Source organism: Paenibacillus sp. CH40 (assembly GCF_024213605.1).
Taxonomy (GTDB): domain Bacteria; phylum Bacillota; class Bacilli; order Paenibacillales; family Paenibacillaceae; genus Paenibacillus; species Paenibacillus polymyxa_B.
Genome location: NZ_JANAVQ010000003.1, coordinates 425,563 through 438,902, shown reverse-complemented (window position 1 = coordinate 438,902; position 13,340 = coordinate 425,563). Strand labels below are relative to the sequence as shown.

The window sequence follows — 13,340 nt, the reverse complement described above, 5'->3', positions numbered from 1 at the left end:
AATTGTATGGGATGGTGATGGCTGAATGAATCGTACACACGACCTAGGCAAGCTAATCAAACTAACTGGAGATAGAGCAAAACTGGACGCTAAAGCAAATGGCACATATATCGTCTACAAAACACCGGATGGTCAATTTGTTAAAGAGTACAGTAATGGTCAAGTCGAACGAATTAAAGAACAGGATATTTTATCATGAGTGAGCCGTTTGCTACTATGTTTGTATTCGCAGGAAACAACGGAAGTGGTAAGAGTACAATTCGTAATCTAATCGTTGATAAACTTGGTGTAAGTGTTAATATCGATCCAGATGCGTTAGCGCGAGGGATTGATCGTGAAAACCCTGATCGACACAAAGTATCGGCAGGAAAGGAAGCGATTAAGCTAGCGCGGGATTGTATAAGAAATAAACGAGATTTTACCGTAGAGACGACACTTGCTGGTGGCAATGTGATTCGACAAATGCGAATGGCAAAAGAAAAGGGCTTTGAAGTTATTATGTTTTATGTGGGCCTTGGTGATTATCGTCTTAATATCGAGCGAGTTGCTGCACGAGTTCGAAATGGGGGTCACCACATTGATACCGCTGATATTATAAGACGGCATCAGACCTCGCTGGACAATCTTCTCTTACATCTTAAACTTATCGATCATTTAATTGTCATTGACAACAGTAGCTCAGATGGCGTGATTGTATTGGAATCAGATAGTGAAACGATAAAGCATCATGTGGCGTTGTTACCAGATTGGGTTAAAATCATTGATAGTTACTTGCAAAATAAAAATGCTGATCAAGAATAAACCGATCACTGTATGATTCAGTGATCGGTTTACTCTATATTTACATCGTATTGTGTCCACAATGTCAATTCGATGTGTATTGCACCTCAAAATGGAACTCGTTAGTAATAAACTGTTATTATTTTTCAACAGACTTTAGCAAGAGGATGAACAGCATCCTGATCGTAGCGGCTTCTTGGGATTCTTTTTCTCTACACTTTTTTCACTGGACGTAACACTGCGTATCCGTATCCTTCTGGGAAATGCCGCTGATAATCTTGCTTTGTTTCCTCATCCCATTCATACCCTAGGCTGCTAGGGTCAAAGTTCCAAGCCTTCTCCTCCACTATTCTCATAACGTCTCCGTTGTTTTTTAAATAATTGAAGGGTGGGTTTCGTACACGAGGTTTCCCTCCTTTCGACTCCATCTTAACAGCCGGAATGCAGGAATATTTGATTTGAGTTGCATGCACTCTTTTGTATCCATGAAGCTTTAACCAAGGGCTGTGTTAGTCCTTGTTGTCTTGTTCGCCATAAGTAGGATGACATGAGAAAAGAATCTGACGGATATATTCGTTCATTTGTAATAAAATATGTATGATTGGTTAATTAACCTGTTTATGTATATTGTAAGGCGTATGATCGTTTGACGAAAGTAACTTTCACACAAAAAGCCTATCTGCCGTTGTTCCGGCAGATAGGCTTTTATAACATAAACGTCCACTATACTTCATGTTTATATGCAGTCTGTGCCTCTACATTGCAATTGCACCGACCACATACTCCCTATTGTCAGTTATCTCTACGCTGACGTGCGCGGGCTTCGCCGCCTTTACGGCCAGCTTCTTCCCTGCTCATTTTCCCGTCGCTATCACTTTGGTCTGAGTTGCCACGGGCTTCGCCGCCCTTGCGTCCGATTTCTTGATAGAATTCCTTGTCATGGTTTTTGGAAGTGGCTTCGCCGCCTTTTTCACCAATTTCCTGGTAGAAGTCCTTGCCATGACTTTTGGAAGTGGCTTCGCCGCCTTTTTCGCCAATCTCTTGATAAAATTCTTTGTCGTGATTTTTAGCAGTAGCTTCTCCACCTAAACGTCCTGCCTCTTCGCGACTCATTTTGCCATTTTGGTTGTTGTTAGCCATGTTCAATCACTCCTCATCGAATTTTAGTAAAGCGGGTACGTGTATCTATTAACCTTTGTGTCAGGAATTAAACATGTCTCTTTTATTTTGCGAAATCACAGATAACTGGGGATATTCACCTGATTAGCGTTCCCATGCTTCTGTGTGCAGTTGTTGCTGGCGGTTAAATAATGCCGGATAAATGAACAGGCTGAGCAGCACGCTGGTCAAAATAGCAGAGGTCATGGTAGTAAATACGATTAGCAATTGCAAACGCACGGCGGCAATCGGATTGGCACCTGCGATGATTTGTCCGGTCATCATGCCGGGAAGCTGGACAAGCCCCAGCGTTTTCTGCCCCTCAATGGTTGGAATCATACTGGAACGTATGCAATCCTTGAGTATAGGGAAGATGGCGTGTCTAGGCGTGCCGCCTAACGCCAGAATGAGCATGATTTCAGGCTTGCGCAGCAGGACTTCCGACTTGAGCCGAGACACCAGCAGGCTGGACAAAATCATGGAACTGCCAATGATCATGCCGCTAATCGGAATCATATACCGGGCTGTCGCAGGAATGATATGCAGGCCAATGAGGAATGTCTGTGTAACGATTTCCACACACAGCAGCGTCAGGAATGATTTCCACATGAGACCGGGGATAAATCGTCCTTTGCGCGCAACATTTTGTGAGGCTACGGTAATCATGAGCAGAATGAATAATACGATAAATCCGTAGCTTTGCATCCCAAAAATCAAATGCAATACATATCCAATCGCCAGCAGTTGAACCGACGCTCTGATCGTGGCGATGATCATGTCTCGGTCCAGACCGAGTCTGAAGGATTTGGACATGACGATGGCGATAAATACAAAACCGAGAGAGAGAATCAAGGCAACAATCGTCATACCCATTCTCCTGCTACAAACCTGCGGGTCTCACTATGCTGTGGAGCATCAAAAAACGTCTCCGTATCCGCTTGTTCTATCAGTCTTCCGTCGATCATCAGCCATGTTTCGTGGCCTACCCTGCGGGCTTGTTCCATATGATGCGTAATCCAGACCATCGTTGTTCCCTCTTCTTTGTTCATTTGCAGCAACAGTTCCTCAACCTCTTTGACCGAGGCAGGGTCCAGTGCAGAAGTAATCTCATCCAGCAGTAAAATATCCGGACGGTTCGCGAGTGTCCGCGCCAAGGCCAAGCGCTGTCTTTGTCCGCCGGACAGTTCCTGCGCCTTCTGTTCCAACAGGTCGCGAGTAAGTCCTACGCGTTCCAACAGGCCGGCAGGATCATCCAGCACTGTACCGTGCAGCCGTTCTACGGTTTGGAGATTGTATAGGACCGTTCCCTGAAGCATGGGGGCATCCTGAAAAACCAATGCTACTTTCCGTCTCAGTTCAGGGATCTCCCACTCCGATATAGGTTTGCCGAGGACATGGATGTCTCCTTCATCCGGTGTCATTAGGAGGTTGCACAGTGAAAGCAACGTGCTTTTACCAGACCCCGATGGACCGACCAACGTGGTGATTTTGCCGGGGGAGACTTTTGCTGTAATCCCGTTCAGAACAGCACGTTGCTGTCCAGACCCGGTGAAATATTTGATAATGTGATTGAATTCAATAGCTGGAAGTGGCTTGGGTTCCATAGATATAGCTAGCTCCTTTGTAAGTGATCGAGAAAGGGATCAGATCCGTTCCGTTTATGATCTTATTTTTTTATTATATCAGTAATGCCTGCTATGCTCTTCTATAAAGGTTCGATGCAGGTCGGCTGTTGTAAACGGCATTTTCTTTGTATAAACTAACAGGATTAGTTAAAATAGAATCTGGATCGACTCAGTATATGTATAAGGAACCGGATTACATAGAAATTAGATGGAAGGAGGCGGGATGATGTCGCCTAGAAACGGAGTAAAACTGCAAGATATCCTGCGGGCTGCCGAGGACATTGCCAATGAACAAGGGATGGAGGATGTCACGCTCACCACACTGGCGCAAAAGCTGCACATTCGCCCTCCGTCCTTGTATAACCACGTGAACGGATTGAATGGACTGCGCCAAGTACTGGCATTGCACAGCCTCGAACAGTTGGAGGAAGCTTTGATGAGCGCAGCGGTTGGTAGAGCGGGCGAAGATGCGCTGACCGCTATGGGGAACGCGTATATGCGGTATGCTCGCGAGCGACCAGGTTTGTATGAAGCGATGCTGTATGCAACTGATCGAAATGATACCGAAATGAGGCAGGCTGCGGATCGCGTGGCCGAGCTGGTCATTACCGTCCTATCCAGTGGTTATGGCTTTAAGGAAGAAGATTGCATTCATGCAGCGAGGGGATTCCGTAGTCTGCTTCATGGATTCGCCTCGCTTGAACAAAAGGGCGGCTTTGGTTTACCTGTGGAGGTGGACCAGAGCATTGAGGTGATGATGGCTACCTTTTTGGCAGGTCTGCGTGTGCGGCAAAAGCGAGATGCCGAGCTTACCAAAGAAGTCTGATTTCAACCTGATGCAGCTAACATGATTGCGTCGCAGACCCGAAGGGTAAAATACATCTGTATAATGTAGATGAGAGACTGCGAATACAGGAGGGGTATGAGTGAACGTACTGGTGATTGGCGCAAATGGAAAAGTAGGCAGACATCTTGTTCGCCTACTGGGGCAGAATAAATCGCATCGTGTAAAGGCGTTGATCCGCAATTCGGATCAGGCCGAAGCGCTTGAACGTTTGGGAGCAGAAACGGTGGTAGCTGACCTCGAAGGGACGGTTGGTGATATTGCCACAGCTATAAAAGGCAGCGATGCTGTCGTGTTCACAGCAGGCTCCGGTGGAAAAACAGGAGCGGATAAAACGCTGCTTATCGACCTGGATGGAGCGGTCAAGGCGATGGAAGCTGCCGAACAAGCGGGTATCCAGCGCTTCGTTATGGTCAGCGCCCTTCATGCGGAGAATCGGGAGCAGTGGCCTGCATCCATTAAACCGTATTATGTGGCGAAGCATTACGCTGACCGCTTGTTGGAAGCGAGCAACCTGGACTACACGATTCTTCGTCCGGGTGGCCTGACGGATGATGTGGGCACCGGAAAAGTTGCTACCGGTGAGGAGCTCACCAGCCACACCATTTCTCGTGAAGATGTGGCGGCAGCGGTGGTAGCAGCGCTGGAGGAACAGCAGACGTATCATCGTGCAATTAATCTGGTGTCTGGCAGTACGCCTATTGCTGAGGCAATCCGGCTGTAATTACGGATGAAGATTGAAAGATGTCCTACCTATTCATGCCAACATCATACATGAGGCTGGTTATTTATGGGCATCTGGAATTACTCTGTTTGATAAAGAGGAAATAGCCAAGAAGGCTTCGTTATTAATAACAGGAGGAAAAGATTAATTCTTGTTTTGAGAGGCATCCCCGGGGGCAGAGTCCCGGGGATGCTTTTTGCTGTTTTCTCAGTACGACCGTCCCCGTAGCAGTTCCAAGCTCCAACTCCAGCTGAATAGCAGCAAAAGTATTTGCTTAAAACTAATTATATTATTTATAATACTAATATAATTAGTTTATAATTAAGTCAAGGAGATGAGATAAATGCGTATTGTTCAGGTGCAGCATGTGTATCAATTGACGTTTATGCCCCGGCTGTTCCCGGTGAACTGTTATTTGGTGGAGGAGATAGAGGGGCTCACCTTGGTAGATGCCGGATTGCCATACAGTACCCGTGGTATAGAGCAGGCTGCGGCGCGGATCGGGCAGCCGATTATTCGAATTGTACTTACCCATGCCCATGGGGATCATGTGGGTGCGTTGGATAAGCTCAAGGCAAGGTATCCTGACGCGCAAGTGTTCATTTCCAGGCGGGACGCACCGCTGCTACAGGGCGATGTATCGTTGGAGACAGGAGAACCGGATACTCCTATTCGAGGCGATGTACCGAAGCATATCCTTACCCAGCCTGACGTTTTACTGGAGGATGGGGATCATGTAGGTTCGCTGTTGGCGATCAGTGCACCAGGACATACGCCGGGCTCGATGGCATTTTTGGATACTCGCACCCGAGCGCTAATTGCAGGCGACACCTTTCAGACCCGAGGTGGTATAGCGGTATCGGGAAGGCTTAAGCCGCTGTTTCCTTTTCCGGCACTGGCTACCTGGAACAAGGAAATTTCGCTGAAAAGCGCCAAAAAGCTGGCGAGTTTCAATCCATCTTTATTAGCTGTCGGTCACGGTAACATGCTGAAGCATCCACAATCTCAGCTGGAAAGGGCGATTATGGAGATGGAACGACAATCTTCAGTGTGATGATTTCGTATTCAGCCAACATTCAGCCAGAACTCACAAAGTCCTAAGCTAAGGCAGATACAATATGGGAAAATAGAAACAGAGAGAGGTGCATCGGATTTGAACGTTTGGAAAGCGAACGGTCTGAAATATATACTTCTATGTAGTCTCATATTGTGTGCTGTCGCTAGTGTCGTTTCGTTATGGAGTTATTCAGGTAGTTCTGCGTCCCAGTCTACGGCTGTTAGGCAGGGACCATCCGGCGGGTTTGGGGGAGGAGGCGGACCTGGCGGAGGTATGAGGGGGACGGATTCGGCGAATAGCGCTGACAGCAAGAATCAGGGGACGACAGACCAAACTACCAACTCCTCCACTGAGGGGACATCGACATCGGGTGACAAAGGTACAACGACCGGGAATGATACGTCTGTATCGGGCGGCAGTGGTGTTGCCAGAGACGGACAGCACAGAGGCCCCGGTGGCATGTCTGGTAACGGATCTGGCATGGGCGGTCCTGGCGGTGGTATGGGTGGTGGAAGAAGTGGGAACTCCTCATCTGCTTATGCTACTCCGCTGGCGATTTTCGCCGCTTTGTTCTTCGGTGCGTTCGTGTATATTGCGTACCGGTTTCGGGCTCGTGAATGGAAGTTCGGGGAATGTAATCGAGGACTGATGCTGTGGACTGTACTGGGTGTGGGTTTCTTTTTAAGAATGGCGATCGCCCCATGGATTTCGGGTCACATGGATTTAATGCTATTCCGGAACTGGGCTACGACAGCAGCGGATAGCTTATCGGGCTTTTACACGAACGGATCAAGTGATTATCCGCCGTTCTATATTTATATTTTATATGTGATTGGCAAAATCGGCACTACGGATACTTTCAGTCCCTATATGTCCGTGCTGCTGCGGCTTCCCAATATATTAGCTGATATCGTAACAGCGTACATGCTATATCGGTTGGCGAGCAAACGGGTCGGCTATGGAATAAGCCTTGGATTGGCTATATTCTACGTGTTTAACCCGGCGGTGTTTATCAATTCGACCTTCTGGGGGCAGGTAGATTCTTTCTTTACTATGCTGATTGTGGGCATGATTGTGCTGCTTGTGGAAAACCGGGTCGGCTGGTCCGCCGTATTGTTTACGGTAGCCGTATTGATGAAGCCGCAGGGAATTATTTATGGGCCTGTTCTGTTCTTTGAGCTGTTGAGACAACGTAAAATACAGCCTTGGCTGTTGTCCATTGGCGGTGCCGTTGTGACGACCATTCTGGTCATATTGCCATTTTCGTGGGGGCAGGAGCCGTTATGGCTGCTAGATCTATACAAGGGAACGGTTGGCGAATATCCGTATGCTTCGGTGAACGCGTATAACTTTTTTGCATTGATCGGTGGCAATTATACGCAGGACACTACAACATTGTTCCTGTTCAGTTACCATACATGGGGTATGATCTGCATTGTGTTGATGACTCTATTTACATGGTGGATGTATATCGGCAGTCGCAAACCACAATTTGCAGCAGCAGCTGCGCTGGTGCTCATTGCAGGTGTATTTACCTTCGCTTCCAGCATGCATGAACGGTACTTGTTCCCTGCGGCCGCGTTAGCTGTACTGGCGTATCTGTATTTACGAGACCGCAGATTTTTGTGGCTTGCGGGTGGATTCAGTCTTACGATTTTCCTGAACACCTTTGATATTTTCTATAGCTCCAACTCTCGGGATCAATACGGTATTATTTTGTGTGTGACATCATTGTTGAATGTGTTGTTGTTTGGGTATTTGATCAAAGTAGTGTGGGATTGCTCCAAATCGACCACGATTGAGGCTGCTCCTTCCACAGACAGAGTTTCGCCAGAACTTCCTTCAGCGCGGCCTGCATGGGGAGCGTCTTCCCAAGGTGTAAACACGACAATTGATAGTTAGTGGAGTATAAAATATGCTAAAAAACCGCCTTTTAACGAAATGGAAGTGGTTGATAGATCAACTGCAATCCATAAGTTAAAGAAGCGGTTTTTTGTTGTCCTCATGTTAGAGTAACATTGTATCTATGTGTCTCAATCCATATATTCGTTCAGTTTCTGTACATCGCAGATGGTAATCTCTCTTGTACCCCTGCTATGAATAATCCCCAGCTGTTCAAATTTTCCGAATTTGCGACTGATGGTTTCGCGGGTGACACCCACATAATTAGCCATTTCCTCGCGTGAAAGGGGGAGGTTTATTTTAATGTAGGAACCATCCGGCTTGCCGTATTTATGTCCAAGCTCAAGAATCATATAGGCGATGCGGATTTCCGGGTCTTTGGTAGCTAGGCTTTGAGCCAGGTTTTCGGTATGTGCCAAGCGTTTAGTAATGGTTTTGAGCAGCTTCAAAGAGATATCGGGATTGTTGCGGATCAACTGCTCCATATCATCCTTGGTGAGCATACAAATATCAGTATCTTTTAAGGCATACGCACTAAAGTTACTCAGCTCATCGCTGTTAAATATGTTCAACTCGCCAAAAAAATCGCCAGTTGTCAGAATGTGCAGAATTTGCTCCTTGCCCTGAGGCGTCATCTTCAGTAGCTTGACATGCCCGCTTTTAATAATGTACAGCGTATCGGATGCTTGTTCCTCGATAATCAGGGCTTCACCCTTCTGATATTTTCGGTGTCGGATCATAGAGCTGACCTTACACAAATCTTCGCAGGACAAAGAGGAAAAGATAGGCACTTTGCGGGCACAGGGCTCCTTTTCGCACTGGCAGGGACAGGACATCGCATTCACATTCATTCACTCCATTCATAAACCGGAAACTACAGGTTATAGCGCATGGTTGTTATTCTGTATCATCTATTGGGGCAAAATGACTTTGATCCTCACCGCAGACGGGACAAACCCAGTCTTCTGGAAGATCCTCAAACGCTGTACCAGGCATAACGTCTTCATCGGGGTCACCGATAGCAGGATCATAAATGTATCCACAGGGCTGACAAACATATTTTTCCATCTCTAGTTCTCCTTGTCATTCAAAATTTTTGTAAGCTCTGGTGCGTCCGGTTTGAGTCCCTGCATGATGGCTGTTTTGTATGGTAGTGAAGCAAGGGCATCTCCAAAGCCAATCACGCCGCAGATAGAGCCGTTTTGTATAAACATACGTGTATAAGAAGCTCGATTTTTAATAATCAGGCTGGTGTCGCAGACTTGTTCATCTACCAGACCGATGGAAAAGAGAGGAGATTCATAGCAGTTTGAAAGGGTTACAGGGAGGGGACGCTGATAGCTGACGGATGCGCCCGCCATATTAGCGCCTGCTATTTTTCCCTGCTCCATTGCGCTTTCCCATAACCCATCTACTCTACTTTGAAATTCGGCTGCATCACCTGCTGCATAGATATTGGCGGAGCTGGTCTCCATCTGTGCATTCACCAGAATGCCTTGTCTAATATCAAGGCCGATTTGGCGAGCAAGCTCCGTATTCGGTACAATTCCGATAGAGTACACGACATGCTCGCAAGGGATAACAGAGCCGTCCTGTAGTTCCACACCTTCTACGTGATCTGTGCCTTTAATACCTTTTACGCCTTGCCCAAGGTGGATCTGAGTACCCCGTTCGGTCATTTGATCGGTCAAAATAGCGGAGGCCTTTTCATCTAGCTGGCGGGGCATAAGCCGATGCGAAGCTTCCAGTATGGTTACAGCATACCCGGCTTGCTGGAAGGACCAGGCGGTTTCCACACCTTGAATACCGCCCCCGATGATACATATCCGGTCTCCCTGTCGCAATTCTGCTTTAAGGCTATCTGCATCTTGTCGAAAACGGATATTGTGAACGTTCCTTAGAGAAGCCCCATCCAGCACAAGCTTACGGTTGTGAGCTCCTGTACACAGTAGGAGCTTGTCATAAGCAACGGTTTGTCCATCTATTGTTTTGATAGTACAATCCTCTGGATGTATCTCGGTTATCTTGATGCCGGAATACACATGAATTCGTTGATTGGCAAACCATTTTTCCTTTTTGATTAGGATTTTGTCACTGTGCAAATCAGTAAATAGTCCCTTGGAAAGTTTGACTCTGTTATACGGAAAGGATGCTTCCTCCCCGTAAATAGAAATTTCGGCCAGCTCATCATGATCTCTAATCGCTTTTGCCGCGTTGACGGCGGCGACACTGCCTCCGATAATAACGTAATGTTGGTTACCCATTCAGTATCTCTCCTATTCGCTATACGCTACTGTGTTTTAAATAACACTAAGCAGTAGATCTGAGACAAATTCAGCGGCATTTTTAATTTTTTTCACTTTCTCAACTTCTGTAGGAGAGAAACGAATACGTACCGGGAATTCCACATGGGTCATACCCGTTGATTTGATTACATCTGAAGTGCTTTGCACCTTCATATTAGTGCCGTTCAAGTAATCCTGTACAACTTCAATGGCTTCCCCACTCCAACCGTAGGAACCAAAGGCAGCAGCCAGCTTGCCTTCCAGATTCATCTTTTGCATTTGTTGCAATAGGTCTTCCAATTTGCCCGTCATATCGGCATATTTAGTAGAGCTACCAACGAACACAGCATCTGCTGAGGCAATACTATTCAATATTTCTGTTTCATCCGCTTTATCCACGTCCCATAGCTCCACCTTGATTTGGTTCTCCAAAAAGCAGTCCTTCAGGATGTTTGCCATTTTTTTAGTATTATTTTTCAGGGTGGCATAAACAATTGCTACTTTTTTATCATCCTTGGTTTCGGTGCTCATAGAGGCGTACAAATCAATAAACTTGGCAATATCATGTCGGATCGCGAAGCCGTGGGAAGGAGCAATCATCTCAATCTCCAAGTCAGATACAGCTTCGATTAATGTACGTACATATCTGCGATGTGGATGAATAATAGCCTGATAGTATCCGACAAAGTCCTCGGTGATATCAAAACCAGCCTCATCGGCAAATAGATGCTCTACAGCCACGTGTGTACTGAAAATATCGCAAGGGAACAAGATTTTATCTTCTATACAATACGTAATCATGGTTTCTTCCGTATGCAGATAAGGAGTTTCTTTGAACAGTAGCGTTTTGCCTCCAATGTCCAGTTGATCCCCATCCTTGATTACGAGGAAGTTGCGATGCTGAAGCTTGTACATTTGTTGAATTTCCGGAACGGCAATCTCAGTGCAGACAATCGTAGCGTTCGTAGCCTTGGAAGCAAGCGCCGCCAATCCGCCCGAGTGATCTGGTTCCGTGTGATTGACGATGATATATTGAATGTCCAATGGATCGATCAATTCGGTTACAGCTTCGGCAAATTCTCTACCGAACGCCATATCCACGGTATCCACAATGGTTGGCTTTCCGGTTTTTAATAGATATGCATTATAAGTTGTACCCTTTGATAGTAGAAGACGATGAAAGGGAACCTCACGATTATCAATTTTTCCTACCCAATAAATATCCTTTGCCAGCTTGAATCCGGGCTTCATAGGAATAACCTCCTGCTTGTTATTGTTTTAGCATCTTGCATAATCCAATTCTAGTTGGATGTGTCGATGAAAAAGATGATTGAAATCAAATTTTTAAATAATTAAAAGTATTTTTTACTTAAATTTAGTTTTGTGATTGCAATCACAAGGCGAGCGAAATAATCCAATACAATAAAGGTATTCATCCATCTTAAGCAAATTTAATTTCAAACAGGAGCGTGAACCAATATGAAAAAATCAAACCTCATTCAATTTCAGGAATATAAAGAAGCTGCGTTTACAAAACGAATTGTGCATAAGGAAGCCGACAATGTAATTTTTATTCTCAACTTTACTCCTAATGCGGAGTTGCCAACACATAATCACCCAGGAGCGAATGTATATTTGCTTGTTCTTGAAGGCAGCGGGACTGTAACTGTGAACGGCGAAGCAACGGAAGTTGTCCAAGGGGATATCATTCATGTTACGGGAGATGAGCACTTTTCCTATCGTGGCGGTGCAGAGGCGAATTCCAGTCTGCATGTAGTGTTAACCCAAACGCCATGCGAAAGCTATGCGCAGAACATATAAAAGAGGACACAGCACCATCATTGTATAAATGGGGCATTGGCATAAATCGTAAGAGCGGGTCTCCGATCGGCAATATATAGATATTGAATGATGCAACATGCTCATATCAAAAAAAGAAAAAGGTTATTTTTTTTACACTCGTATTGATAATGAATATCATTATCAAATTTTAAGAAGAGGTGTTAATAGCCAATGCAGACAGTAGATTACAAACAGGTGCCAGGGCACTGGATATTAGCAAGTCTCGGTAAGCGCGTGCTTAGGCCCGGAGGGTTAAAAACGACACGTTGGATGATAGAGGGACTTGACGTAACCGGGCAGGATGAGGTTATTGAGTTTGCCCCCGGATTGGGTATAACTGCCCAAATCACACTGCGGCTTAATCCCCGTCGTTATATTGCGATTGAACAGAATGAGAAGGCGGCTTCTATCGTAAAAACGTATGCAAGCGGAGCAAATCGGGAAGTCATTATTGCCGATGCTGAACAGGTTCCGTTGCCGGATGCCTCTGCGACGGTGGTATATGGGGAAGCCATGCTGACGATGCACACAAGGGCCAAGAAAGCGCAGATTATTTCGGAAGCCAGGCGGCTTTTGAAAGCAGGTGGGAAGTATGCTATTCATGAGATGTGCCTTGCTTCTAACCATATTGAGCCTGCGCTCAGAAAACAAATTTACAAGGATTTGGCTGTAGCCATGAGAGTTAATGCGACACCGTTGACGGTGTCAGAGTGGGAACAGCTGCTGAAAGAGGAAGGCTTTAAGGTCGTTAAAATCTATACGGTTCCCATGCACTTATTGCATCTGCCACGTATCATTCAGGACGAGGGCTGGTTGAGATTTGGGAAAATTTCCTTTAACCTTATGCGTAACCATGCTGCCCGGACAAGGGTTATGGGTATGCGCAAGCAGTTTGTAAAGTACGCCGACCATCTGCAAGCGGTCAGTATCATCGCTGAGCGATAGCCTGAATTCACGAATAAGAGAATAAAGCTTTTTACGCAATAGCAAAAAAGGAGACGAACCCCTATTCAGGGATTCGTCTCCAGAGTGTCGAGAAAGTCCAGAGGACTTTTCGACACTTCTATTTTTATATGGGGAGACGCATCTTTTAAAACAAAAATCGATTTAAAACGATCTGAGG

At 46.0% G+C, this 13,340-nt stretch carries 15 protein-coding genes and 1 pseudogene; 8 read left to right on the top strand and 8 right to left on the bottom strand.

Annotated features, from left to right (window positions below):
• Window positions 1-25: 25 nt before the first annotated feature.
• Complete coding sequence (locus tag NLX73_RS11985; RefSeq protein WP_023990932.1) at window positions 26-199, top strand: hypothetical protein; 174 nt, start codon at window positions 26-28, stop codon at window positions 197-199.
• Complete coding sequence (locus NLX73_RS11980; protein WP_254326253.1) at window positions 196-801, top strand: ATPase; 606 nt, start codon at window positions 196-198, stop codon at window positions 799-801. Before NLX73_RS11985 ends, NLX73_RS11980 begins: the two co-directional genes overlap by 4 nt.
• Window positions 802-992: 191 nt before the next feature.
• On the opposite strand, the pseudogene NLX73_RS25130 reads toward NLX73_RS11980, so the two are convergent.
• From NLX73_RS25130 to NLX73_RS11965, 4 genes and pseudogenes are all read right to left on the bottom strand, one after another.
• A pseudogene (locus NLX73_RS25130) lies at window positions 993-1,175 on the bottom strand (AraC family transcriptional regulator); the annotation flags it as partial.
• Between the two features lie 397 nt (window positions 1,176-1,572).
• On the bottom strand, window positions 1,573-1,920 hold the full coding sequence (locus NLX73_RS11975; protein WP_061829502.1) for a KGG domain-containing protein: 348 nt from the start codon (window positions 1,918-1,920) through the stop codon (window positions 1,573-1,575).
• Window positions 1,921-2,043: 123 nt separating this feature from the next.
• Window positions 2,044-2,805, bottom strand: a complete 762-nt coding sequence (locus NLX73_RS11970; protein ID WP_254326252.1) for an ABC transporter permease — start codon at window positions 2,803-2,805, stop codon at window positions 2,044-2,046.
• Window positions 2,802-3,542, bottom strand: a complete 741-nt coding sequence (locus NLX73_RS11965) for an ABC transporter ATP-binding protein (protein ID WP_061829500.1) — start codon at window positions 3,540-3,542, stop codon at window positions 2,802-2,804. The genes NLX73_RS11970 and NLX73_RS11965 overlap by 4 nt, the downstream gene beginning before the upstream one ends.
• Before the next feature lie 247 nt (window positions 3,543-3,789).
• Between NLX73_RS11965 and NLX73_RS11960 the strand changes: the two genes are divergently transcribed.
• The 4 genes from NLX73_RS11960 to NLX73_RS11945 all read left to right on the top strand — a co-directional run bounded on the left by NLX73_RS11960 (window position 3,790) and on the right by NLX73_RS11945 (window position 8,090).
• A complete protein-coding gene (locus NLX73_RS11960; RefSeq protein ID WP_254326251.1) occupies window positions 3,790-4,389 on the top strand; it encodes a TetR/AcrR family transcriptional regulator in 600 nt (199 codons plus the stop codon).
• Between the two features lie 100 nt (window positions 4,390-4,489).
• Window positions 4,490-5,131, top strand: a complete 642-nt coding sequence (locus NLX73_RS11955) for an SDR family oxidoreductase (RefSeq protein WP_254326250.1) — start codon at window positions 4,490-4,492, stop codon at window positions 5,129-5,131.
• A 343-nt stretch (window positions 5,132-5,474) separates the two neighbouring features.
• Window positions 5,475-6,185: an MBL fold metallo-hydrolase gene (locus NLX73_RS11950; protein WP_254326249.1), complete on the top strand. Its 711-nt coding sequence runs from the start codon at window positions 5,475-5,477 to the stop codon at window positions 6,183-6,185.
• A 99-nt stretch (window positions 6,186-6,284) separates the two neighbouring features.
• A complete protein-coding gene (locus tag NLX73_RS11945; protein ID WP_254326248.1) occupies window positions 6,285-8,090 on the top strand; it encodes a glycosyltransferase 87 family protein in 1,806 nt (601 codons plus the stop codon).
• A 131-nt stretch (window positions 8,091-8,221) separates the two neighbouring features.
• Here the strand turns inward: NLX73_RS11945 and NLX73_RS11940 are convergent, their stop codons facing one another.
• From NLX73_RS11940 to NLX73_RS11925, 4 genes are all read right to left on the bottom strand, one after another.
• A complete protein-coding gene (locus NLX73_RS11940; protein ID WP_254326386.1) occupies window positions 8,222-8,926 on the bottom strand; it encodes a Crp/Fnr family transcriptional regulator in 705 nt (234 codons plus the stop codon).
• A 61-nt stretch (window positions 8,927-8,987) separates the two neighbouring features.
• Complete coding sequence (rd, locus tag NLX73_RS11935; protein WP_235306667.1) at window positions 8,988-9,158, bottom strand: rubredoxin; 171 nt, start codon at window positions 9,156-9,158, stop codon at window positions 8,988-8,990.
• A 2-nt stretch (window positions 9,159-9,160) separates the two neighbouring features.
• Complete coding sequence (locus tag NLX73_RS11930) at window positions 9,161-10,354, bottom strand: NAD(P)/FAD-dependent oxidoreductase (RefSeq protein WP_254326247.1); 1,194 nt, start codon at window positions 10,352-10,354, stop codon at window positions 9,161-9,163.
• 36 nt (window positions 10,355-10,390) lie between these two features.
• Window positions 10,391-11,626, bottom strand: a complete 1,236-nt coding sequence (locus tag NLX73_RS11925) for an FprA family A-type flavoprotein (protein ID WP_254326246.1) — start codon at window positions 11,624-11,626, stop codon at window positions 10,391-10,393.
• A gap of 228 nt (window positions 11,627-11,854) precedes the next feature.
• Between NLX73_RS11925 and NLX73_RS11920 the strand changes: the two genes are divergently transcribed.
• Window positions 11,855-12,196, top strand: coding sequence for a cupin domain-containing protein (locus NLX73_RS11920; protein WP_254326245.1), 342 nt, complete (start codon window positions 11,855-11,857; stop codon window positions 12,194-12,196).
• A 192-nt stretch (window positions 12,197-12,388) separates the two neighbouring features.
• On the top strand, window positions 12,389-13,162 hold the full coding sequence (locus tag NLX73_RS11915; RefSeq protein ID WP_254326244.1) for a class I SAM-dependent methyltransferase: 774 nt from the start codon (window positions 12,389-12,391) through the stop codon (window positions 13,160-13,162).
• Window positions 13,163-13,340 lie beyond the last annotated feature (178 nt).